This is a genomic window from Nonomuraea sp. NPDC059194 (assembly GCF_042754765.1).
Lineage (GTDB): Bacteria > Actinomycetota > Actinomycetes > Streptosporangiales > Streptosporangiaceae > Nonomuraea.
On the sequence record NZ_JBHZBH010000026.1, the window covers coordinates 108,876 to 130,588 of the forward strand.

21 protein-coding genes and 1 tRNA gene are annotated in these 21,713 nt (G+C 70.8%); 16 read left to right on the forward strand and 6 right to left on the reverse strand.

Annotated elements, in window-relative coordinates:
- Nucleotides 1-106 precede the first annotated feature (106 nt).
- Together ACFXJ8_RS28580 and ACFXJ8_RS28585 are read left to right on the forward strand one after the other, a co-directional pair.
- Nucleotides 107-1,189 carry a GNAT family N-acetyltransferase gene (locus tag ACFXJ8_RS28580; protein WP_379647062.1) on the forward strand — a complete coding sequence of 361 codons (1,083 nt, stop codon included), beginning with the start codon at nucleotides 107-109 and terminating at the stop codon, nucleotides 1,187-1,189.
- On the forward strand, nucleotides 1,186-2,307 hold the full coding sequence (locus ACFXJ8_RS28585) for a DegT/DnrJ/EryC1/StrS family aminotransferase (protein ID WP_379647063.1): 1,122 nt from the start codon (nucleotides 1,186-1,188) through the stop codon (nucleotides 2,305-2,307). The genes ACFXJ8_RS28580 and ACFXJ8_RS28585 overlap by 4 nt, the downstream gene beginning before the upstream one ends.
- On the opposite strand, the gene ACFXJ8_RS28590 is transcribed toward ACFXJ8_RS28585, so the two are convergent.
- Nucleotides 2,288-3,718, reverse strand: a complete 1,431-nt coding sequence (locus ACFXJ8_RS28590) for a PLP-dependent aminotransferase family protein (protein ID WP_379647064.1) — start codon at nucleotides 3,716-3,718, stop codon at nucleotides 2,288-2,290. The genes ACFXJ8_RS28585 and ACFXJ8_RS28590 overlap by 20 nt on opposite strands.
- Before the next feature lie 35 nt (nucleotides 3,719-3,753).
- On the opposite strand from ACFXJ8_RS28590, the gene ACFXJ8_RS28595 reads away from it, so the two are divergent.
- From ACFXJ8_RS28595 to ACFXJ8_RS28635, 9 genes are all read left to right on the forward strand, one after another.
- A complete protein-coding gene (locus tag ACFXJ8_RS28595) occupies nucleotides 3,754-4,389 on the forward strand; it encodes a pyridoxamine 5'-phosphate oxidase family protein (protein WP_379647065.1) in 636 nt (211 codons plus the stop codon).
- A gap of 66 nt (nucleotides 4,390-4,455) precedes the next feature.
- On the forward strand, nucleotides 4,456-6,729 hold the full coding sequence (locus ACFXJ8_RS28600; RefSeq protein ID WP_379647066.1) for a serine/threonine-protein kinase: 2,274 nt from the start codon (nucleotides 4,456-4,458) through the stop codon (nucleotides 6,727-6,729).
- Between the two features lie 52 nt (nucleotides 6,730-6,781).
- Entirely contained in the window at nucleotides 6,782-8,440 is a 1,659-nt protein-coding gene (locus ACFXJ8_RS28605; protein WP_379647067.1) for a protein kinase, read from the forward strand.
- 25 nt (nucleotides 8,441-8,465) lie between these two features.
- Nucleotides 8,466-9,839, forward strand: a complete 1,374-nt coding sequence (locus ACFXJ8_RS28610) for a hypothetical protein (protein ID WP_379647068.1) — start codon at nucleotides 8,466-8,468, stop codon at nucleotides 9,837-9,839.
- A 669-nt stretch (nucleotides 9,840-10,508) separates the two neighbouring features.
- Nucleotides 10,509-11,618, forward strand: coding sequence for a hypothetical protein (locus ACFXJ8_RS28615; RefSeq protein WP_379647069.1), 1,110 nt, complete (start codon nucleotides 10,509-10,511; stop codon nucleotides 11,616-11,618).
- A gap of 74 nt (nucleotides 11,619-11,692) precedes the next feature.
- Complete coding sequence (gene orn, locus ACFXJ8_RS28620) at nucleotides 11,693-12,289, forward strand: oligoribonuclease (RefSeq protein WP_379647070.1); 597 nt, start codon at nucleotides 11,693-11,695, stop codon at nucleotides 12,287-12,289.
- A 161-nt stretch (nucleotides 12,290-12,450) separates the two neighbouring features.
- Nucleotides 12,451-12,526 (forward strand) — tRNA-His (locus ACFXJ8_RS28625).
- A gap of 183 nt (nucleotides 12,527-12,709) precedes the next feature.
- Complete coding sequence (locus ACFXJ8_RS28630) at nucleotides 12,710-12,892, forward strand: LuxR C-terminal-related transcriptional regulator (protein WP_379647071.1); 183 nt, start codon at nucleotides 12,710-12,712, stop codon at nucleotides 12,890-12,892.
- Nucleotides 12,893-13,119: 227 nt separating this feature from the next.
- Complete coding sequence (locus tag ACFXJ8_RS28635) at nucleotides 13,120-13,356, forward strand: response regulator transcription factor (RefSeq protein ID WP_379647072.1); 237 nt, start codon at nucleotides 13,120-13,122, stop codon at nucleotides 13,354-13,356.
- Between the two features lie 18 nt (nucleotides 13,357-13,374).
- Here the strand turns inward: ACFXJ8_RS28635 and lat are convergent, their stop codons facing one another.
- The 5 genes from lat to ACFXJ8_RS28660 form a co-directional block, all read right to left on the reverse strand.
- The gene (lat, locus tag ACFXJ8_RS28640; RefSeq protein ID WP_379647073.1) at nucleotides 13,375-14,646 is read right to left on the reverse strand and encodes an L-lysine 6-transaminase; all 1,272 of its coding nucleotides are present in this window, start codon (nucleotides 14,644-14,646) and stop codon (nucleotides 13,375-13,377) included.
- A gap of 112 nt (nucleotides 14,647-14,758) precedes the next feature.
- Nucleotides 14,759-15,283, reverse strand: a complete 525-nt coding sequence (locus ACFXJ8_RS28645) for an HdeD family acid-resistance protein (RefSeq protein ID WP_379647074.1) — start codon at nucleotides 15,281-15,283, stop codon at nucleotides 14,759-14,761.
- A 47-nt stretch (nucleotides 15,284-15,330) separates the two neighbouring features.
- Nucleotides 15,331-15,696, reverse strand: coding sequence for a PPOX class F420-dependent oxidoreductase (locus ACFXJ8_RS28650; RefSeq protein WP_379647075.1), 366 nt, complete (start codon nucleotides 15,694-15,696; stop codon nucleotides 15,331-15,333).
- Nucleotides 15,693-16,346, reverse strand: a complete 654-nt coding sequence (locus ACFXJ8_RS28655) for a hemolysin III family protein (protein ID WP_379647076.1) — start codon at nucleotides 16,344-16,346, stop codon at nucleotides 15,693-15,695. The genes ACFXJ8_RS28650 and ACFXJ8_RS28655 overlap by 4 nt, the downstream gene beginning before the upstream one ends.
- A gap of 20 nt (nucleotides 16,347-16,366) precedes the next feature.
- The gene (locus tag ACFXJ8_RS28660) at nucleotides 16,367-17,884 is read right to left on the reverse strand and encodes a penicillin-binding transpeptidase domain-containing protein (protein WP_379647077.1); all 1,518 of its coding nucleotides are present in this window, start codon (nucleotides 17,882-17,884) and stop codon (nucleotides 16,367-16,369) included.
- A gap of 66 nt (nucleotides 17,885-17,950) precedes the next feature.
- On the opposite strand from ACFXJ8_RS28660, the gene ACFXJ8_RS28665 reads away from it, so the two are divergent.
- The 5 genes from ACFXJ8_RS28665 to ACFXJ8_RS28685 all read left to right on the forward strand — a co-directional run.
- Nucleotides 17,951-18,778 carry a spermidine synthase gene (locus tag ACFXJ8_RS28665; RefSeq protein WP_379647088.1) on the forward strand — a complete coding sequence of 276 codons (828 nt, stop codon included), beginning with the start codon at nucleotides 17,951-17,953 and terminating at the stop codon, nucleotides 18,776-18,778.
- Between the two features lie 52 nt (nucleotides 18,779-18,830).
- Nucleotides 18,831-19,799 (forward strand): pirin family protein, encoded by a 969-nt coding sequence (locus tag ACFXJ8_RS28670; RefSeq protein WP_379647078.1) that lies wholly within the window; start codon nucleotides 18,831-18,833, stop codon nucleotides 19,797-19,799.
- Nucleotides 19,800-20,529: 730 nt separating this feature from the next.
- Complete coding sequence (locus ACFXJ8_RS28675; protein WP_379647079.1) at nucleotides 20,530-20,775, forward strand: hypothetical protein; 246 nt, start codon at nucleotides 20,530-20,532, stop codon at nucleotides 20,773-20,775.
- Between the two features lie 72 nt (nucleotides 20,776-20,847).
- Complete coding sequence (locus ACFXJ8_RS28680; RefSeq protein ID WP_379647080.1) at nucleotides 20,848-21,324, forward strand: NUDIX domain-containing protein; 477 nt, start codon at nucleotides 20,848-20,850, stop codon at nucleotides 21,322-21,324.
- A gap of 187 nt (nucleotides 21,325-21,511) precedes the next feature.
- The coding region (locus ACFXJ8_RS28685) for a hypothetical protein (RefSeq protein ID WP_379647081.1) at nucleotides 21,512-21,713 on the forward strand (202 nt) is incomplete at its 3' end.

The following is a 21,713-nucleotide window of genomic DNA, read 5'->3' on the forward strand; positions in this document are numbered from 1 at the left end:
TAACGTTGCTGTACACCGCCGCGCATGATCTGATCGTCAAGACGACCCCACCTGCTACGACCCACGAGCGTCGGCGGCCGGGGACCGCACACCCCAGTAGGAGCCCATGCGCATCACTCTTGTTCACCCCCGTGACCTGGGGCGCCAGGAAGTGGACCGGTGGCGGGCCTTCCAGGAGGCCGAGCCGAGCTTCGACAATCCCTTCCTGTCGCCGGAGTTCACGATCGCGGTAGGCGAGTCGCGCGACCAGACCCGCGTCGCCGTCATCGAGGACGGCAACGACGTGGTCGGCTTCTTCCCCTTCGAGCGGCATCCGCTCGGCATCGGCAAGCCCGTGGCCGCGGGACTCACCGATGCCCAGGGCCTGGTCAAACACGCCAAGGCGGAGATCGACGCCCAGGCGCTGATCAGGGGGTGCGGGCTGGGCGTGTTCGAGTTCGACCACCTGGTGGCCGGGCAGCCCATGCTGGCCGAGCGGCACGAACTCCACCCCTCGCCGATCATCGACCTGAGCGGCGGGTGGGCGGCCTACACCGACTACCTCACGGCCAACTCCGGCAAGACGTACAAGAGCACGCTGGCCAAGTCGCGCAAGCTCCAGCGCGACGTCGGGCCGCTGCGCCACGACTACGCCAGCACCGACCCCGCGCCGCTGCGCACGCTGCTGGCATGGAAGACCGACCAGTACCGCCGCACCGGCCGCACCGACAGGTTCGCCACCCGCTGGATCGTCGAGCTGGTCGAGCGCCTGCTGGCCACCCAGACCGAGACGTTCGCGGGCGTGCTCGACATGGTCTACGTCGACGGCGTCCCCATGGCGGGCCACTTCGGGCTGCGCACCAGGCACACGCTCGTGGGCTGGTTCCCCGCCTACGACACCGCCTACGCCAAGTTCTCCCCCGGCCTGATCCACCACCTGGCGATGGCCGAGGCCGCCGCCGCCGCGGGGATCGAGCTCATCGACATGGGCAGGGGCCCCAAGGAGTACAAGGACAAGCTGAAGACCGGAGAGCTGCAGGTCGCCGAGGGCAGGGTCGCGCGCGCCAGCGCGGGCGCGAGCGTCCACTGGATGCTCAGGGTGCCGGTGCGCAAGGCGCGCGGCGCGGTCCTGGCCAACCCGGTGCTGCACAAGACGGCCGACCGCGCGCTGAAGACCTACGGTCGCCTGCGCACGGCGCTGCAGGCGTGAGCCCCGCGCGGGCGCTCGAGCGACGCACCGGCCGCCACTGTCTTGAGCTGCCCTCCAACAGGCTCGGCCTCTACCTCGCGCTGCGCCACTTCTGCGTCCCCGGGCAGCGGCTGCTGATGTCGCCGATCTCCGCCGACGAGATCCTCTTCCTGGTGCTGGCCGCGGGCCTGCGGCCGCTGATCGCGCCGCTGTCGCGCCGCACCGGCAACATCGACCCCGCGCGCGTGGACCTGTCGGAGGTCGACGCCGTGCTGACCACCAACCTGTACGGCGTGCCCGACGACCTGGCCGCCTTCCACGGCAAGACCCTCATCGAGGACGTCGCCCACGCCATGGAGACCGCGGTCGGCGGACGCCCGCTCGGCACGTTCGGGGCCGCTGGGGTGTTCAGCCTTTCCAAGCACGCGGGCGCGGGCGCGGGCGGCGTGCTGGCCGTCGAGGACGCCGCCGACCTCCGGGCGCTGGAGCGGGCCCGCGACGAGCTCCTCCAGCCGGGATCATGGCGGGCCGAGGCGCTGTCGGTGGCCAGCTCGATGGCCCGCCAGGCGGCCCTCACCCTCGACCTCGTACGGCCGGCGCTGGCGCTGATGCGCGCGCTCGGCATGGAGGAGGAGCGCGAGGGCTACCGGATCGCGCTGCGCGCCGCCGAACTCGACGTGGCCATGAAGGCGGTGCCGTCGCTGCCCGCCTTCGACCCGTGGGTCCGCGCCGACCTCCACTCCTACCGGACCAGGCGCGGCGGCCTGTCCCGCTGGTACCAGAGCCGCAAGGTGGCCAAGGTCACGCGCGTGCGACCGCGGCGGCTGGCGGGCGTGCGGCGACTGGCCGAGCTGCCGAGTGTGGCGCGGGGCGTCCTCGACCACCTGGACCAGCCGCTGTTCAGGGTGCCGCTGCTGGTGGAGGAGCGCGACGCGGCCATCGCCGCGCTCGAACGCCGCGGTGTGGCCACCGGCTATCTCTACGCCCCTCCCTACGACGACTACGCGCCTGCCTTCACGACCCCCTCCCCCGCTCCTGACGACGCCCGGTGGTGGGCCGAGCACGTGCTGCCCGTCGATCCCGTCTACGCCCACCGGGCGCTACCGGTCCTGCGGGAGCTCACTCCAGCCCGCGGTTGAGGCCGCGGATGAGGTCGGCGAGGATCTGACAGCCGCGCCGCACATCGGCCAGCGAGGCGGAGCCGTACCCGATGACCAGGCCGTGCACCTGCGGCTCGCCGTGGTGGTGGCGGGCGGTCGTGTCGAGCAGGACACCCGCAGAGGCCGCCGCGCCGACGATGCCGCGCACCGTGGACGGCGGCAGCTCGGCCAGCACGTGCAGGCCCGCGGTGTCGCCGCGCAGGCGGCAGACCGGGCCGAGGATCTCCACCACGGCCGCGCGGCGGCGGGCGTACTCCAGCCGCATCCTGCGCAGGTGCCTGTCGAGGTCGCCACGCTCCAGGAGGGTGGCGACGGCCTGCTGGACGGGGCCGCTGGTGCGGTCGGACAGGTCGTCCCTGATGTCGGCGATCTTCCGCAGCAGCTCGGGCCTGCCCACCAGCCAGCCCACCCCCACGTCGGGGGCCAGCGCCTTCGACAGCGTGCCGAGCAGCACCACCCGATCGGGGTCGAGGCCGTAGAGGGCGGGCAGCGGGGCCACGTCGTAGCGGAACTCGGCGTCGTAGTCGTCCTCCACGACCACCGCTCCCGTGCGGCGCGCCCACGCCAGCAGGCGCTCCCTGCGCGGGATCGGCAGGCGTCCGCCCACCGGGTACTGGTGCGCGGGGGTGGTGTAGAGGACGCGCAGGTCGTCGGGGAGCTCGGAGACGATCACGCCGTCCTCGTCCACGGGGCACGGCACGACCGTCGCGCCCCTCGCGGCGAACACGTTGCGGGCCACCCGGTAGCCGGGATCCTCGACGCCCGCCCTGATCCCGTGGCCGAGCAGGGCCATGGCGACCAGGAAGAGGCCGTTGCCGGTGCCCCTGGTGACCAGCACGTTCTCCGGGCCCACCGCGACCGCCCTGCTCCTGCGCAGGTGCCCGGCCAGCAACTCGCGCAGGCGCGGCAGGCCGTAGGGGTCGGGGTCGTCGCCGGGCGGCAGGTCGGCGGCCTTACGCCAGGCCCGCTTCCAGGCCGCCTCGTCGTAGTCCTTCACCCACGGCTCTCCGGGGGTGAGGTCGATCAGCGGGGCCGCCGGCCGTACGGGGCGGGGCACGACGGGCGCAGCCGCGGGCGCGGCGCGCGGTATGTCGTCCGGCAGGTCGGCCACGTACGTGCCGGAGCCGTGGCGGCCGTCGAGCCAGCCCTCGGCGTACAGCTGCTGGTATGCCTCGGTGACCACGGTACGGCTGACGCCGAGCTGCGCCGCGAGCCCGCGCGAGGACGGCAGGCGGGCCCCCGCGGTGAGGGCGCCCGCGCGCATGGCGTCGCGCAGCCAGTCGCCGAGCTGCACGGAAAGCGGCATCGCCGAGTCCCGGGTCAGGGAGACGGGCAGGTCAACCAACGTGCGCACAGAAGTGGTCTCCAAGAAGCGGTTATTAGTGGACATTAACGACAGGTCCACTATCTCAATAGCGTAGGAGCATGCTCTCCACCACTCCCCGCACGACTCTCGGACGAGAGAAGCACCGCGGCAGCACCGACAGGAACGATCTCTACGACGTGCTCGACTCCGGGCTCATCTGCCACCTGGGCGTGGTGCTGAACGATCATCCGATGGTCGTGCCCACCGGGTACGGCCGCATCGGCGACACCCTCTACCTGCACGGCTCCACCGGCGCCCGCTCGCTGCGGGCGGGGCAGGGGCAGCAGGTCTGCGTCACCGTCACCCACATCGACGGCATCGTGCTGGCCCGCTCGGTCTTCAACCACTCCGTCAACTACCGGTCGGCGATCATCTACGGCGAGGCCAGGCTCGTCACCGACGAGGAGGAGCGCATGGCGGGCCTGCGGGCGCTGACCGAGCAGCTCGCCCCCGGCCAGTGGGACTACGCCAGGCTCCCCACCCGCAAGGAACTGGCGGCCACGGCGGTGCTCGCGCTGTCGCTGGAGGAGGCGTCGGTCAAGCTGCGCCAGGGCGCGCCCAACGACGAGGACGAGGACTACGCGCTGCCGCTCTGGGCCGGGGTGCTGCCGCTGGTCACCTCGTGGGCCGCGCCCGTGCCCGACCCCGTGCTCCCCGAGGGAATCCCGATGCCCGACCACATCAGGGACCGTTGACAGCAAACCAGGACGCTGGATGATACGTCTCATCAGGTGGGCCAGAACTCCTGATGGGAGAGCGCCATGGACTGGAGCGCCCCCGGCTACACCGAAGTACGGCAGCTCGGCGCGGGTGGAAGCGGCAGGGTCGTCCTCGCCGTGCACGACGCGACCGGCGTGCGCGTCGCCATCAAGTACCTGTCCGAGCGGGTACGGCACGAGCCAGGAGCGCTGGCCGCCTTCAGGACCGAGGCGGAGGTCCTGACCACGCTCGTCGATCCGCACATCGCCAGGATGTGGGAGTACATCCAGGAGCCGCAGGGCGCCGCGATCGTCATGGAGCTCGTCAACGGCGTCTCCCTGCGGGCGCTGCTGCGCGAGAATGGCACGACCGGGCCCGAGGCGGCGCTGGTCGTGCTCAAGGGCTCCCTCCTCGGCCTGGAGCGGGCGCACACGGCGCACGTCGTCCACCGCGACTACAAACCCGAGAACGTGATCGTCAGGGACGACGGGGTCAGCAAGCTGGTCGACTTCGGGATCGCCGTCCGGCACGGCACCGCCACGCGGGCGACAGGCACCCCGCCGTACATGGCGCCCGAGCTGTGGTCGGGCGAGCCCGCCTCCCCCGCGACCGACGTCTACGCGGCCACGGTCGTCTTCTACGAGTGCCTGACCGGGCACCGGCCCTACCGCTCGACCGAGTCGCACGTCCTCGGCTACCAGCACCTGCACGCGCCCGTCCCCGTCCAGGACGTGCCCGAGGCCGTGCGTGAGCTGATCACCACCGGCATGGCGAAAGACCCGGCCGACCGCCCGCCGAGCGCGGCGGCGTTCGTGGCCGGGGTGGAGCGGGCCGCCCAGGCCGCCTACGGCGAGGAGTGGGAGGAGAACGGCAGGCGGCGGCTCGCCGCGCTGGTGGCGCTGCTGCCGTTGCTGCTGCCGCAACCCCCCGAGACCCCGCCGCCCGCCGCGAGCTCCTCCTTCTTCCAGACGGCTTTCCGGAGCACCGGCCGTACGGCCAGGCGGCACGGCAAGCGGCTGCTGGCCGGCACCGCGGCGGTCGCGGTGGCGGCGGGCGTGACCGGCTACGTGCTGGCCAGTAGGCGGCCGCCGCCCACGGCGATCGACGTGGTGGCGGCGACGCCGTCGTTCTCGCCCTCCCCTGTGCTGCCGAGCCCCGCGACCCTGCCGTCCACCCTGCCGTCCATCACCCCCACGACCGGCGCCGGTGCGCCGACGGGCGAGCCAGGCGGCGCGGGATCGCCCACGGGCGCCGCGACCCCCTCGCCGGGCACCTCCGGCCCTCCGCCCAGCCCGACCCCCACTCCTACGCCCACCCCGACCCCGACCCCCACACCCACTCCCACGCCCACCCCGACGCCGGTGGCGGGTGTGTCGGCGCTGAACGTCGGTGACCTCGCGGTCGACGCCACCGGAGTGGCCGCCGCCACCGTCTCCCTGCGCACCGTCGGCACCGCGCCGGTCACGATCACCGCCCGGTTCCTGGTCGACGGCAAGCTCGTGCACACCGCGAGCACCCAGGTCAGCGGCTCGGACAGCTACACCCGCGCCTTCAGCCACGCCCTCGGCAGGCAGCGGTGCGGCGGGATCGCCTCACTCGTGGTCGCCACCACGCCCGCCGCCCCCGCGGGCGCGAAGACCGTCAGCACGACGCTCCCCGCGTGCCCGACGACCGTCACGGGGCTGCGGGTGTCGCTCGACGTGGACAAGTCGCCGGGGCGTGCCGTACGCGCGCGGATCGCCGTCAAGACCAGCGGCGCCGGCAAGGTGCCCGTCGTCGCCACGATGACGCTCAACGGCGACCAGGTGGACGCCAAGACCCTGTCGCTGTCGGGGTTCACCTCCTACGACGGCGCGTTCGACCACACCTTCGGTCAGCGGCCCTGCGGCGGGGTCGTCGCGGTGACCGTACGGGCCGGAGACCGGCAGGACAGCGCCAGGGCGGTGGTGCCGTGCCCCGCGGGGGTGCGGCAGGTCTCGATCGCCCGCGCCTCGATGAACGCACGCGGCCGCGTGACCGCGATCGTGACCGTGGGCGCCACGGGAGTCCAGCCGGTACGGCTGAGCGTCCACTTCAGCGTCGGCGGCCGAGTCCAGCACACCGAGTCGGTCGAGCTGTCCGGCGAGACCTCCTACACCAGGACGGTCTCCTTCACCCTCAAGCAGGTCCCGTGCGGATCGGAGTGGGCCGTGTCGGCGAACACCGTCCCCGCGGCGGCGCAAGGCGCCGACTCCAGTGGCGGGAAGACGCCCGCCTGCGAACCTACTCCGAGTCCCGCCGATTCCGGACAAGAAGATACTGACAATTCTGTTCCGGGCGAGAGCGAAGGTCACTAGGCTACGCTTCGTCTGATGTGGGTGGGGGCCCTGAGGGATCAGAGGTGATCTGATGGACCGGTGGGGGGTCCCCGGCTACACCGAGGTGCGCGAGCTGGGCGCCGGCGCCTCGGGCCGGGTGGTGCTGGCCACGCGCGACCACGACGGCGTCGAGGTCGCGATCAAGTACCTGTCCGACGGCCTGCGCGACGACGTGGGGTTCGTGGCCAGGTTCAGGCACGAGGCGCGGATGCTCGGCAGCATGCGCAGCCCGTACAACGCCCGGCTGATCGGCTACGTCGAGGACGGCGCGGGCGCGGCGATCATCATGGAGCTGGTCGACGGCGTCTCGCTGCGGGCGATGCTCGACTCCGAGGGGCCGACGGGGCCCGAGGCGGCGCTGGCCGTGCTCAAGGGCGCGCTGAAGGGCCTGGCCGCGGCCCACGCGATCGGCGTCGTGCACCGCGACTTCAAGCCCGAGAACGTGATGGTGCAGGGCGACGGCAGCAGCAAGCTCGTCGACTTCGGCATCGCCGTCCGGCAGGGCGAGGGCGCCAACTCCGCGGGCACCCCCGCCTACATGGCCCCCGAGCAGTGGTCGGGCGGGCCCGCCACCCCGGCGAGCGACGTCTACGCGGCGACGATCGTGTTCTTCGAGTGCCTGACCGGCATGCGGCCCTTCCGCGCCGCCACGATCGCCGCGCTGGCCAGACAGCACCACGCCACGCCGCCGCCGATCGACGACGTGCCCGAACCCCTCCAGCCGCTCGTCGAGCGGGGCCTGTCCAAGCACCCCATCGAGCGTCCGCCCTCCGCCGAAGACTTCCTGACCGAGCTGGAGGTGGTGGCGGCCCGGGCGTACGGTGCCGACTGGGAGGAGCGCGGCAGGCGCCGCCTGACCAGGCTCGCGGGTCTGCTGCTCGTGCTCTTCCCCGGCACGCGGGAGGAGGCGCTGGAGGCGAGCACGACGCTGGCCGAGACGGAGTTCGCCCAGCCGCAGGGGATCGTGGCCAAGCTCGGCGTGAAGGCGATGGTCTGCGTCGGTCTCGTCGTGGTGATCGGCACGGTCGCCACCGTGCTGCTCACCTCGGGCGAGGACGAGCCCGCGCTGAGGGCGCAGACCTCCCCCGCCACGCCCACGATGTCGCTGATCGAGGTGCCCTCGCCGTCGGAGTCCCCGACCGGGGAGCCGTCCCCCGAGGAGACGGTCGCGCCCGACCCGGCCGCGACGCCTTCCGCGAGTTCGGCGCCTTCCCCGACGGTCGCGGCGGCGAAGAAGAGCGCCTCGCCCACGCCGTCCAGGAAACCGGTGCGCAGGACGACGGCTCCGCCGCCTCCGCCTTCGCGTCCTGTCAAGACCAGGACGGCGACGCCGACGCCCGACGTGACGTTGCGCGGCAAGGCGGACAACGATCCGGCGCCGCCGTCGCGGACGCCGTCGCAGACCGCCACCACCTCCGCTCCGCCTCCTGCCACGACCAGGCCGACCAGGCCCACGACCCCCAGGCCGAGCGAGCCCTCGCAGACCGCGACGGCCACGTCGAGCGGCTCCTCCGAGCCGACCCCCACCTCCGACGATGGCTCTCCGCCGCCTGCGGCCACCGAGACGCCGACGCCCACGGAGACGGCGCCCGCCGCGTTGCTCGCGCTCGGACTGGTGACGTCCGGCGCGGTTCCGGTCACACTTGCCGTGAAGCGCCGTGTCGCCGGTCGGCACAGGAGGCAGGGTTAGCGGGGGCGAGTCACCGGGGGAACTGATGGTCATGATCGCCGGCTTCTCGCTCACGGACAGGAGCAGGGTCTCCGAGCTCGGCACGTGGGTGGAGGCGACGGGGCCCGACGGACGACCCGGCGGCGCGCTGCGGTTCGACGCCAGGGCCGTCGCCGTGCCCGGCGCGGGCGAACGGCTGGTCCAGGCGGTGCTGGCCGACCGCAGGCTCATCGAGGGCGGGCTCACGGGGCTGGTGCCCGTCGCCGACCTGGTGACGGCGGGGCCTGAGGTGTGGCTGCTGGTCGGCCACTCGATCGCGCCCGTCCTGTCGGACCTGCTGGCCGTACCCGCGATGGACCCCGCCAGCGCCGCGGCCGTCCTCGTCGAGACCGCGCAGACCCTCGACGCGCTCCACGCGGCCGGGCTCGCCCACGGCTCGCTCCACCCCGGCACGGTGGTGATCGCCCATGACGGGGCGGCGCTGCTGGCCGAGCGCGGGCTCGCCGACGCCGTCCGCGGCCTGCCGCCCGCCCCCGACAGGGACGTGACGGCATGGGCGGCGCTGGCCAGAGGCCTCGCCGCGACCTGGGCCGCGTCCTCGCCCGGCGCAGCCGACCTGCTCGAAAGGGTCGCGACCACCGCGACCACCCACGGGCTCGCCCCCGCCAGAGACGCCCTGCTCGCCGGACGCGACGCCCTGCCCGGCGGGCTGATCAGCCGCGACGTCCTCGCCCAGACCACCCGCCGCTGGCTGCCCCCCTCGACGCCCGGCGCCTTCCCCTTCAGGGACGAGGGGGAGATCGTCACCATGCTGCGGGCGCCGGGGCCTGTCGGGTCCGGCGGTCAGGAGCCGACCCGCCCGCCGGCTCGTTTCGGGCCCGGCGTCGCCACCCCCGACACCCACGGCGCGTACGGCACGCACGGCGGGACCACCGCGGAGAAGATCTGGCGCGAGGGCAACAAGCCCGCCGCCCCCTCCGCGTACGGCGTGCGCGCGAAGAAGGCCGCCAGGGCGCGCCGCCGCAGGACCGTGGTGTCCGCCGCGGTGTTCGCCCTCGTCATCGCGGGGGCGGTGCTGGCGTGGCTGTCGGTGCGCTCCCCCGCCGACCTGGTCGTGCGGTCGGTCACGGTGAGCGCGCCCAAGACGCTGGGCTGCCGCAAGACCGCCACCATCACGGGGAACCTGGTCACCAACGGCGAGGGCGGCAGCGTCACCTTCCAGTGGCTGCGCAGCGACAGGAAGGAACCGATCGAGCAGACCGAGACCGTCGCCTCGGGCGAGACGACCCACGCCGTCCTGCTGCGGTGGACGGTGAAGGGGGAGGCGACGGCCAAGCTGACGGCGCGGCTGCGGGTCCTGTCTCCTGTGCCGCAGGGGCAGAAGGTCGAGGACAAGGCGACATTCACCTACAAGTGCTGATCTACCCACTGTCGAGCGGTTGTCATTAGTCTGGCGGCCATGACCACGCAGACCCCCGCAGGCTGGTACCCCGACCCCTACGGCTCGCCGCAACTGCGGTGGTGGGACGGGAACCAGTGGACCGACGCGACACACCCGACCGAGCCAGAGAACCGGTCCCAGGGATACGGCGGCGGCCCCGCCCAGCCTCCCCCGCAGAGCCCCGCCGACTCTGGTGGCCCTAGCGGTCCTTGGGGACCTGCCGGTCATGGCGGCCCTGGCGGCCCTAGCGGGCTTGGCGCTCCTGCCGGTCCTGGGGGACCTGACGGTCCTGACGGTTCTGGCGGTCATGGCGGTCCTGGCGGGCCTGGCGGTCCTGGCGGTCCTGGCCAGCTTGGCGCTCCTGCCGGTCCTGGGGGTCCTGACGGTTCTGGCGGTCATGGCGGTCATGCCGGTCATGGCGGGCCTGGCGGTCCCGTGGTGGGGAGCACGCCGTATCACGGTGAGCAGCCCGACGCCGGGGCCCCACAGCCGAACACCATGCCAGGGCAGGCGCACCAGGGGCCGGGCTCCTGGGAGTCGCCGAACTCGGGCCCGCAGGGAACTCCCCAGGGCTCGGGCCCGTGGGGAGCACCCGAGGGCGGTGGCGCGGGCCCGTGGGGGTCGCCTCAGGGGGCGGGCTCCGGTCCCGTGGCTCAGCCGTACCAGGCTCCAGGGTCGGGGCCGGGCGCACAGCCGTACCACGCGGCGGGTCCCGGTCCGCAGTTCCAGGCGCCGGGCTCCGGGCAGCCGTACCAGGCTCCCGGTTCCGGCCAGCCGTACCAAGCTCCGGGTTCCGGCCAGCCGTACCAAGCGCCGGGGCAGCACCCGGGGCCTGGGTCAGGGGCGGGGCCGCAGTACGCCGCGCCGGGTTCGGGCCCCGGGTATCAGGCGCAGGGGCCGCAGTACGGCCAGCCGCAGTGGGGTGGCGGGACGATGCAGCTGCCCGCACCCGACTTCGGGCCTCCGCCGAAGTCCGGCGGCGCGATGCCGTGGATCCTCGGCGGCGTCGGCGCGGTGCTGGTGATCGCGCTGATCGCGGGCGCGGCTTTCTTCATCGTCAACCGGGGCGGTGAGACGACGACCACCATGCCGACGCCGTCCTCCACCACGGAGACCGACCCGCTGCCCAGCCCGAGCGAGACGGCGCCCCCCACCGAGTCGCCCACCGACACGCCCACGGAGTCACCGACGCAGGGCACCGGAGCCGAGCTGCCCGCGCCGGCCGACGGCCGGATCACCGACCCGAAGACGGGGCTGTCCTTCCCCGCGCCCGGCGAACCGTGGAGCGTCCCCAAGTCCGCCGACATCAACAACCCCAACCCGAGCAGCCAGCAGTGGACGGCGGGGATGAGCGCGGTCTCGCAGGAGAAGTACGACGGGGAGAGCGACTGGACGGGCAGCATCTACTCCGGCGAGCTCAACGAGAGCTACCCCTACCAGAGCGCCGACGACCTGCGCTCGGCCACGGGCACGGTCCTCATCGACTTCGCCCGCTTCTATCCGATCAAGCACGAGCGGAACGTCCTCCAGGACAAGGCGATCACCGTCGACGGCCACAAGGGCTGGCTCCTGGAGTACGAGATGGACTTCACCGCGGAGTCGGAGAAGAAGAAGTACCAGTGGAAGAAGGAGCGGGCGGCCATCGCGGTCATCGACAGGGGTGAGGGGAAGCGTCCCGCGCTGCTCTACATCTCGGTTCCCGACAATCTGGATACCGGTCTCGTCACTCAGACACTGAAGTCTCTCAAGCTGTCATGACCAGGGCACTACGCTGGAGTCAATGAGCAAGGCGGGCGGGTAGCTCCGAGCCGCTGGGCGAGGAGATTGATCGTATGAGTGACTTGCTGGTTTGGATCGACTGTGAGATGACCGGGCTCGACCTCGGGCGCGACGCGCTCATCGAGGTGGCCTGTGTCGTCACCGACAGCGAGCTCAGGCAGCTGGACGAAGGCGTCGATGTCGTCATCAAGCCGCCGTCCGAGGCGCTGGAGCAGATGTCGGAAGTGGTCCGCGAAATGCACACCGCCTCGGGCCTGCTGCCCGAGCTGGCCGAGGGCGTCACGCTCGCGGAGGCCGAGTCGCTCGTGCTCGACTACATCCGCGGCCACATCCCCGAGCCGAAGAGGGCGCCGCTGTGCGGCAACTCCATCGGCACGGACCGCACGTTCATCTCCCGCGACATGCCCGCCGTGGACGCCTTCCTGCACTACCGGATGATCGACGTGTCGTCGATCAAGGAGCTGGTCCGCCGCTGGTACCCCCGCGTCTACTTCGCCGCGCCCGAGAAGCAGGGTGGGCACCGGGCGCTGGCCGACATCACCGAGAGCATCCGCGAGCTGCGCTACTACCGCGCGGCCGTGTTCGTCGGCCAGCCGGGGCCCGACTCGGCGACCGCTCGGACCCTGGCGGAGAGCGTGTCCCGAGCCTGAGCCGCCGCGCCGGACGCGCCGTCACGGAGCTGCCCTGCCCTCGCCGGACGCCGGTCACCGGGCTGGGGGCCCCGCCGGAGGCGTGTCCCCGGTATTGAGTGGCGCAAAGGGTCCCGAAGACCGCTACACTTTTCCATGTGCTGCTGCGGCGGTCACACATGGTGGGTGTAGCTCAGTTGGCAGAGCGCCAGGTTGTGGTCCTGGATGTCGGGGGTTCAAGTCCCCTCACTCACCCCACGCCAGAAGGCCGGTCCCTCAGGGACCGGCCTTCTGCTTTTCTCCTGTGACTTTGGCCCCAAATCACGACAATGCGAGTTATGCTCGCTGTCAACCGCTTACGCCGGAAGCACGGGGGCCAATCGGCGATCTGACCGACTTCGCTGTCCCGGAGGCCGGATGAGAGTCGACGACGTCGCACGCTTGAGCAAACGTGAGGCCGAGGTGATGGACCTGATCGCGACCGGTCAGTCCAACGGCGAGATCGCGCAACGACTGTTTCTCAGTGAGAAGACGGTCAAGAACCACGTCAACCGGATCTACGCCAAACTCGGCGCCGACAACCGGGTCACCGCCATCGGGCTCTGGCTCAACCGCGACACCTAGCACCTGTGTGGGCGCACAGGATCTTCGTGTCCGGGTGACGTGCCGACGACCTGTCCAGCAGAGGTTGCCGCTTCGCACGCAGGTGCAGGTCGAAGAAGGCCGGGTGATCTCCAACGTGCGGCCCACCGGAAGGTCGGCGCCGGAGTCCATGCCGAGCATCGAGGCGTGATGCCCTGTTCGCCCCGACGATCACCCGTCGCCTGGTCGAGCGGTTCGCCCCGCGCGATGTGGCCAGGGCCGTACTCCACCGGGACCTGTCCGAGCTGACGCCACGAGAGGTGGAGGTACTGCGTCTGCTCGCCACCGGGTTGAGCAACGCCGAGCTCGCCGACCGGCTGACCCTCAGCCTGACGACGGTGAAGACGCATGTCGCGCGCATCCTGTCCAAGCTCGGACTTCGCGACCGCGTCCAGGCCGTCGTCGTCGCCTACGAGACCGGGCTGATCAACCCGGGTGGCGGTTGATCCGAAAGGGCCCCCAGGTCAGAGAGGTCGGGACAGGGCGCGGGAGATGGCCGTCAGGCCGTGGTCGATGTCTTCGTCGGGCATGTTGAGCGCCGGCCGAAGCCGTACCGAACGCTCCCCGCAGGGCAGGACCACGACGCCCTCCTCCTCCCGCAGCCGCGTGATCAGCGCGCTGCGGCGCGCGCCGTCGGGCAGGTCGAAGGCGCACATGAACCCTCGCCCGCGCACGTTCGACACCAGCGCGGGGTGCTCGGCCTGGAGCTTGCCGAGACCCTCGACGAGGCGGGCGCCGGCCTCGGCGGTGCGGGGGATGAGCCCGTCGCGTTCGATGATCTCCAGCATGGCGCGGGAGCGGACCATGTCGACGAGCCCGCCTCCCCAGGTGGAGTTGATGCGCCCGCTGACCTGGAACACGTTGTCGGAGACCAGGTCGACGCGCCGGCCCGCCATGATGCCGCCGACCTGCACCTTCTTGGCGAACGCGACGATGTCGGGGGCGAGGCCGAGCTGCTGGTACGCCCAGGGCGTGCCGGTGGTGCCCGCGCCGGTCTGCACCTCGTCGAGGATGAACAGGGCGTCGTGCTCGTGGCAGAGGGCCTGCATCGCCTGCAGGAACGCGGGACGCATGTGGTTGTCGCCGCCTTCGCCCTGGATGGGTTCGGCGATGAAGCAGGCGATGTCGTGGGGATGGCGCTCGAAGGCGGCCGCCGCCTGGGCGAGCGCCCTGGCTTCGAGGGCCTCGACGTCTTCCAGGTGGGTCGCGGGGACCTCGATGCGCGGCCAGTCGAAGACGGGGAAGCGGTCGGTCTTGAGCGGCTCGGTGTTGGTGAGGGACAGGGTGTAGCCGGAGCGGCCGTGGAAGGCCTTGGTGAGGTGCATGACCCGGGTGCCGAGCTCGCGGGGGCGTCCCTCCGCCTCGTTGCGGCGGCTCTTCCAGTCGAAGGCGGTCTTGAGCGCGTTCTCGACGGCGAGGGCGCCGCCCTCGACGAAGAACAGGCGCGGCAGGTCGGGGTCGCCGAGGACGCGGGTGAAGGTCTCGACGAAGTCGGCCAGGTGCTCGCTGTACATGTCGGGGTTGGCGGGCTTGTTGAGCGCGATCCTGCCGAGCAGTTCCTGGTCGAGCGGCGGATTCACGCCGAGGGGTGCGGAGGCGAAGAAGGTGTAGAAGTCCAGGTAGCGGCGGCCGGTGCGGGCGTCGACGAGCCAGGAGCCCTGGCTTGCGTCGAGATCGAGGACCAGCCGGTATCCGTCGACGAGTAGGTGGCGGGCGAGCCGGTCGTGGACGTCCATGTCCCCTCCCCTGTGAGCTGGATCACGACATACGTTCCCCATATTGATGCGTCCATGTAAAGACTTTTCGCCAAAAAGCCTTGATCGCATGAGGTTCTTCGCCTGTGATGCGTCACGCCAGGCTCTTCACCCTCGTCGACAGGATGATGATCGTGATCCCGTAGATGATCGCGAAGGCGCCGATCAGCCACGTCAGCGCCAGCGCGCCCGAGGCCGGCCAGATCAGCAGCAGCACGCCGACCACCACCGACAGCAGCCCGCCGATGATGAGCATCCACTCGTTGTCGATGATCTTCCGCAGTCTGATGCCCGCGATGATCTCGGCGATCCCCGTGAAGATCGCCCAGAACGCGATGACGTACAGCAGCGCGAGCGTCGTGATCGCGGGCCAGACGAAGGCCACGATCCCGGCCAGGATGCCGATGATGCCGGAGATGATGAGCCACGCCCTGGACTCGACGTTGTGCCGAAAGGCGGAGATCACCGAGAAGATGCCGTTGACGAGCGCGTACGCGCCGAAAAAGATCACCAGCACCCAGATCGTGATCCCCGGCCAGATGATCGCCAGGATCCCGAAGATCACCGCACAGATGCCCCGGATGAGGATGAGCCACCAGGTGCTTGCCAATTGCTCCATACCTGGTCTGATGTCCTCAAGATTGGCGCATACAGACCAGGCAGGGGTCAAATATCGGTGATGCGGACGCCTACCGTGCCGCTGCGGCCCCTGCGCACCAGGCTGGCGAGCAGCACCAGCCTGCCCTGCAGGCCGTACTTGGCCCGCAGCAGCCGCCTGACGCGCTCGGTCTCCTCGGCGGAAAGGATCTCCGCGCGGCCGCTCACCGGCTCGCCCAGCGGCCTGCCGCGCACGTCGCAGGGCGCGACGGTGACCGACGGGTTGGCGCGCATGCGTTTGACCTTGCCGGAGTCGGCCACGGTCCAGATCACGATCGCGTCCGCGTCCTGCGCGACCCAGACGGGCGTGGGTACGGCGGCGCCGTTCCTGCGATAGGTCGTCACGCTGACGTACTGCTCATGGCCGAGGTTCACGCCTGTGAGTAGACCACGATCGACACCGCGATGTACTGCACGAGGTAGGCGGCGACGGTGAGGGCGTGGAAGACCTCGTGGAAGCCGAACCACCGGGGCGAGGGGTCGGGCCTGCGCAGGCCGTACACGATGGCTCCGGCACTGTAGAGCACGCCGCCGACGGCCACGAGGACGACCGCGGCGGCGCCCGCACCCTGGAGCAACTGCGGCATCACGAAGATCGCGGTCCAGCCGAGCGCCAGGTACAGGACGGTGTAGAGCCAGCGGGGCGCCGACATCCACAGCACGCGGAACAGCACGCCCGCCAGCGCGCCGCCCCAGGTGATGCCGAGGACGAGGATCCTGGGCAGCCCGTCGAGGGCGAGGAGCGCGAAGGGGGTGTAGGTGCCCGCGATGATCAGGTAGATGTTCGCGTGGTCGAACCTGCGCAGGACCTCGGCCAGGCGTGGGCCGAGGGTGCCGCGGTGGTAGGTGGCGGAGATGCCGAACAGGAGGCCGGAGGTGATCGCGTAGATGGCCGAGGCGAGCCGTGCCTGGACGGTGGGACCCAGGGCGACCAGGACGAATCCGGCGATCAGGGCCACGGGCAGGGCCCCGGTGTGCAGCCAGCCGCGCAGCCGCGGCTTGGCGAACGTGGCGACGCTCGTCATGGAACCTACGGTAGCGTAGGTTAGAGCGCGCCGAGGAAGCGAGCGGCTATGGGAAGCGCCACTTCCGCCCCCGAGCCTCCGTTCTTGACGAACACGCAGAAGGCAAGGTCGCCCTGGTAGCCGATGAACCAGGCGTGCGGCCTGCCGCTGGGCACCTCGGCCGTTCCCGTCTTGCCCGCCACCTCGGCGCCGAGGCCCGCGCCCTTGGCGGTGCCCTCGCTGACGACCTGGCGCATCATCGTCCGCAGGTCCTGCACGACCCGCTGGTCCATCGTCATGTCGGGAGGCGGCGCGCCGTCGAGCTTCTTGGCCGCCTTCGCGGTGACGAGCCTCGGCGAGCGCCAGACGCCGCTGTCGACGGCCGCCGCGAGCGCCGCCATGCACAGCGGCGACGCCTCGACCGTGCCCTGCCCGATGGAGTTCAGCGCCAGCACGCTCAGGTCGGCCCCCTGCTCGACGCGCCCGCACAGCCCGCCCACCCCGGTGGGCAGTTTTCTGCCGTCGAACCCCCATTCGGCGGCGGCCTGCTCCAGCCGTGCGGCGCCCAGCCTGCTGAGCGTCTGCTGGACGAAGGTGGTGTTGCAGGAGACCGCGAACGCCCCCGCGAGCGTGGTCGCCGTCTGGTCCCCCGAGTTGCGGATGCCCGCGTGGCTCGGCGGGCAGGCGATCGCACTCGAGGCCGACATTCCCGCCTTGAGCAGGCCCGCGGCCGTCACCACCTTGAACGTCGAGCCGGGCGGGAACAGCCGGTCGAAGGCGCCCGCCTCCCCCAGCCGGTCGGCCACCGCCAGGATCTCGCCGGTGCCCGCCTTGACCGCGACGATCGCGGCGTCCTGGCCGACCCCGTCCAGCGCCCTGGCCGCGGCCGCCTGCACCGGATGCGACATCGTGAGATGCACCTTCCTGGCGGGCGGCGGCTGGAAGACCACGAGGGTCCTGCCCGCCGCGCCCTGCGCGGCTGCCCTGATCGCCCAGCCGGTGTTCGTCTCGCCGAGCCGTTCCCTGAGCCTGTCGAGGTACGGCTCGGCGCCGCTGTCGCGCGGGAACGCCGCCCCCGACCTGGTGACCAGTTCGACGCCCGGCACCTCGACCTCCTCCAGCGACAGCGCGCCGCCGTTCCCCAGTGCGGGGTGCAGGGTCTCGGGACCCCAGAGCACCTTCCACGCGCCGTCCCTGACGGCGAGCCGTAACGTCCCCGCGAACGCCCACGGCCCCATCCCGGTCAGCTCCCTGACGCCGCTGAACGGTAGCTCCGCCGTCTCCTCCCCGGTGACCTTGAGACTGCCCGGCTTGAGCGTGAGCGCGTTGACCCTGAACTGGTCGGAGAAGGCGAGGTGCCTGTCGGTGAAGTCGGCGGGCGGGTCGGCCACCAGGTGTTCCATGGAAGTGATGTCGCTGCGCTGCCAGGCTTCGAGGTAGGCGCTCGCCGTCGCCATGGCGCTGCCGTGCACCCCCGAGGAGGCCACGAACGCGAACGCTCCCGCACCCGCCACCACGCCGAGGGCGACAAGCAGACCAATCAGCCTTCGCCTACGCATACCGTTCTCCCAGGAACACGATGTGAAAGACAGGAGCCGAACGTGACACGTGGACCGCGCGAGCCGATGCCTGGCCGCTATCCGGTGACCTTCGGCGAGGTCGAGTTGCTGCGGGATCTGGACCGGCCGCACGGATGGGTGCTGTCCAAGGATGGCGTACCTCAGTCGTATGTGGATCTAGAAGATCCGACATATCTGGATTTTGAGTATGTGCGGCTTATGGCGGATGTGATCGACGTCCTGCCCGAAGGTCCGCTCAACTGCGTCCACGTCGGCGGCGGAGCGTGCACGGTGCCCCGCTACGTCAGCGCCACCCGGCCCGGCTCCAGGCACATCGTCGTCGAACCCGACGCGGCGCTGGTCGAGCTCGTGCGCTCCCAGCTCGACCTCCGCTCGGTGCCCCGACTGAAGGTACGCCTGCAGGGCGGACGCGAGGCGACAGAGGGCATCTGGGACGGTTCCACCGACCTGTTCGTGCTCGACGCCTTCTCCGGCGCGACGATGCCTGTCGAGCTGACGACGGCCGAGTACATGGCCGACGTCGCCCGCACCCTGCGCGCGTCGGGCACACTGCTGATCAACATGGCCGACGGCAAGGGCCTGGCCTTCGCCAGACGGGTGGTGGCGACCGTACGAGGCGCCTTCGACCATGTGGCGCTGCTGGCCGACCCCGGCGTCATGCGCGGGCGCAGGTTCGGCAACCTGATCATCGCGGCCTCGCCCACCGAACTGCCCGTCGACCTGCTCACCAGGCGCGCGGCCGGCGGCCTCACCCAGGCCCGCTGCGTGTACGGCGACGCGCTGACCAACTTCGTCGCGGGCGCCTCCCCCATCCACGACGGCGACGCCGTTCTCGCTCCCGCCCCTCCCCCTGCGGTCTTCGGCATGGAATAGTTGAAATCTAAATCGGGTTGGAGCAGGCAAGACTCGCAGGAAGGAGCCCGACATGCCCGCCGTAACCGTAGAGAACCAGCTCAGCCTGCCGCGCCTGCCACAGCCCGACGCCACCGTGCCCGAGCGCAAGGTCCTGAACGTCGCCACCGCGCCCAGCGGCTTCGAGGGCGAGGGCTTCCCCGTCCGCAAGGCCCTGGCGACGATCAAGCCGCAGTACCTCGACCCGTTCGTGATGATGGACCAGATGGGAGAGGTCGACTACGCCCCCGGCGAGCCCAAGGGCACGCCATGGCACCCGCACCGAGGGTTCGAAACCGTCACCTACATGATCGACGGGGTCATGGACCACACCGACTCCCACGGCGGCGGCGGCACCATCACCGACGGCGACACCCAGTGGATGACAGCCGGAAGCGGCATCCTCCACAAGGAGGCCCCGCCCGGGTGGCTGGTCCAGAAGGGCGGCCTGTTCCACGGCATCCAGCTGTGGGTGAACCTGCCCGGCAAGGACAAGATGATGGCCCCGAAATACCAGGACATCGGGCGCACGAACGTCGTCCTGCTCAGCAGCCACGACGGCGGCGCGTTGGTCCGCGTCATCGCCGGCGACGTCGCCGGCCACCTCGGCCCCGGCAGCACCCACACCCCGATCACGCTCCTGCACGCGACCGTCAGCCCTGGCGCGCAGCTCACGCTGCCGTGGCGCAAGGATTTCAACGCCCTCGCCTACGTCCTGTCCGGACGCGGCACGGTCGGCGGCGACAGGCAGCCCATCACGAGCGGGCAGCTGGCGGTGTTCGACGGGTTCGGCAACAGGCCGGGAGTGACCACCGACGGCGAGTGGCTGCGGATCGCGGCACGGCCGAAGGACACGCTGGAAGTCATCGTGCTGGGCGGCCAGCCGATCGGCGAGCCGGTGGCACACTACGGACCGTTCGTGATGAACACGCGGGCCGAGCTGGTCCAGGCCTTCGAGGACTACCAGTCCGGCAAGTTCGGCAGCATCCCCGCCGGCCACTGACCAGTCTCCGGGAACGTGAAGGGCATGGTCCCTCACGGTGGCATTCGGGTTCGGGGCTGTTCTTCCCAGGGGCTTTCCAGCCCCTTCGACCCCGGCCTTGGCCGATTGGAGGACAAAGCGGGAGATCACGATGGGGGACCAGCTCAGATCGTGGCCGGACACAGCAACGAGGTGGATAAGACGCTCCCGACACTGCCGGTAATAGCAGTGCCGGGGGTTGTCTTCTGCATTGGCGGACTTCTCCATGACAAATTTGACGTCGGCCAGCACCGTAAGCTTCTTGACCAGCCTCGCAGTGTGGAAGTACCCGCTAATCTCTTCGAGCTGGATATCGAGGCGCGAGTACGGGATCCTGAACACGAATCGCATGTCGGCGTGCCAGTGCGCCGGTTCGCCTTTCTTCGGGTTGGCCGGTATTTCGTGGAGGTCGATGTCGAGCGGGACATCGTCCAGCCCCTCCGGCGACACAGCGATCGGGTTGCGCTATCGGTCTCTTCCTTGAGTTCACGCAGAGACGCGCCGACCAGCTTCATGTCCTGACCCCTCGATGGGCCCTCCGGGGAGCAGCGCTCTGCGGTGGATCAGAAGAACATGGCCGGTGTCGTCAGCACAGGTGGTCGACGACTCCGGAGGAGAAGTACCGCTGCCTATTCTCACCTGTACGTCTGGCGTCCAGAACAGCGAACCAGTCATCCTGGACATGCAGACTCCGGGCTAAAGGAGTGTGAGCGTGACTCTCTCTCGACGCCAGTTCACCCAACTCCTCGCCAGCGGAGAGCTCACCTCCGTCATGCCCGGCCTCGGCGACGCGGACCGGATCTCGCATCTCGGCCAGGAGACGCTTGGTGTCGCCCGGAAAACGGGGTCGGCCCGCATCCAACGCGAGCTACGCGCCCTGGATGCCGAGCTCCTTGAGCGCCGGCCGAACTACAGCGAGTCTCGCGCCTTCCACGGGGCACTCATGGAAGGCGCCTGACCTCCGATGGCACCTGAACCTCACCACGACGCGACACCGTTCTCCCGGATCAAAATACGGACCGGTGCGCTGGTGTTCTGCGGCGACGACATCGTCCTCATCCGCCGCGACCGTGGCGGCTCAGTCCACTACACCCCGCCCGGCGGGAACGTTGAACCCGGCGAAGACCTCCTCGCCGCGCTTGGCCGCGAGCTCGCCGAGGAGCTCGCTCTCGATATCAGGCAGGCGACGCCGCCGCAACTGCTGTGGGTCGCCGACCAGATGGTCACCCGACCGGGCTCCACCCCGGCGCCACGCAAGCTCCACCTGATCTATCGGCTGCATGTCGAGCCTGAAGTACGTGCCCGGATGGCGGTCGAGGAATACGACGAGCTTCCCGACGGCGGCCGCGAGCTCGGCAGAGTCGAATGGATCGACTACCGCCAGACCTCGGAGCTTCCCATCTTCCCGCCCATCGGGCTGGTCCTCGCCGCCATGCCCTCTCCACATGCCGTGGTGATCGACACGGCACTGCCTGCTGTCACCGACGACACCTACACGTGGGTCTGACGACCCGACACCGACGCCTGACGCGGCGTCCCGTAATGTCTTCCCGCCGCGCCGCCCTCTAGGGGTTATCTGCCTGAGGGTGCATGCGGCAGGCGCTGGTCGCGTCCAGGATGCGGTGTAAAAGGGAACGAGCGTAGGTTGCCGTGCTGAACCGTCCAAAGTTCGCACTACGCAAGGACCTACGCTCGTGGCACGCACACTACCGCCCGTTCAAGCCATCCGCGCCGAGATCGACGCTCTGTTCACCGACGGCCGTGACCTGGTCGAAGTCATCGAGGACGTCGCCCGCCTCGGCGCCCGCCTGATCATCCAGACCGCCGTCGAAGCCGAGGTCGACGCCTTCCTCGGCCGCGCCCGCTACCAACGCGCCGCCACCAGCAGCGAGGAAG

Excerpts from the sequence above, each read along its gene's own strand:
- ACFXJ8_RS28600 (WP_379647066.1), top strand. The coding sequence starts at position 4,456 with ATGGACTGGAGCGCCCCCGGCTACACCGAAGTACGGCAGCTCGGCGCG.
- ACFXJ8_RS28645 (WP_379647074.1), bottom strand. The coding sequence starts at position 15,283 with ATGGAGCAATTGGCAAGCACCTGGTGGCTCATCCTCATCCGGGGCATC.
- ACFXJ8_RS28580 (WP_379647062.1), top strand. The coding sequence starts at position 107 with ATGCGCATCACTCTTGTTCACCCCCGTGACCTGGGGCGCCAGGAAGTG.
- ACFXJ8_RS28655 (WP_379647076.1), bottom strand. The coding sequence starts at position 16,346 with ATGACGAGCGTCGCCACGTTCGCCAAGCCGCGGCTGCGCGGCTGGCTG.
- ACFXJ8_RS28595 (WP_379647065.1), top strand. The coding sequence starts at position 3,754 with ATGCTCTCCACCACTCCCCGCACGACTCTCGGACGAGAGAAGCACCGC.
- ACFXJ8_RS28665 (WP_379647088.1), top strand. The coding sequence starts at position 17,951 with ATGCCTGGCCGCTATCCGGTGACCTTCGGCGAGGTCGAGTTGCTGCGG.
- ACFXJ8_RS28605 (WP_379647067.1), top strand. The coding sequence starts at position 6,782 with ATGGACCGGTGGGGGGTCCCCGGCTACACCGAGGTGCGCGAGCTGGGC.
- ACFXJ8_RS28590 (WP_379647064.1), bottom strand. The coding sequence starts at position 3,718 with ATGTCCACTAATAACCGCTTCTTGGAGACCACTTCTGTGCGCACGTTG.
- orn (WP_379647070.1), top strand. The coding sequence starts at position 11,693 with ATGAGTGACTTGCTGGTTTGGATCGACTGTGAGATGACCGGGCTCGAC.
- ACFXJ8_RS28670 (WP_379647078.1), top strand. The coding sequence starts at position 18,831 with ATGCCCGCCGTAACCGTAGAGAACCAGCTCAGCCTGCCGCGCCTGCCA.
- lat (WP_379647073.1), bottom strand. The coding sequence starts at position 14,646 with ATGGACGTCCACGACCGGCTCGCCCGCCACCTACTCGTCGACGGATAC.
- ACFXJ8_RS28660 (WP_379647077.1), bottom strand. The coding sequence starts at position 17,884 with ATGCGTAGGCGAAGGCTGATTGGTCTGCTTGTCGCCCTCGGCGTGGTG.
- ACFXJ8_RS28610 (WP_379647068.1), top strand. The coding sequence starts at position 8,466 with ATGGTCATGATCGCCGGCTTCTCGCTCACGGACAGGAGCAGGGTCTCC.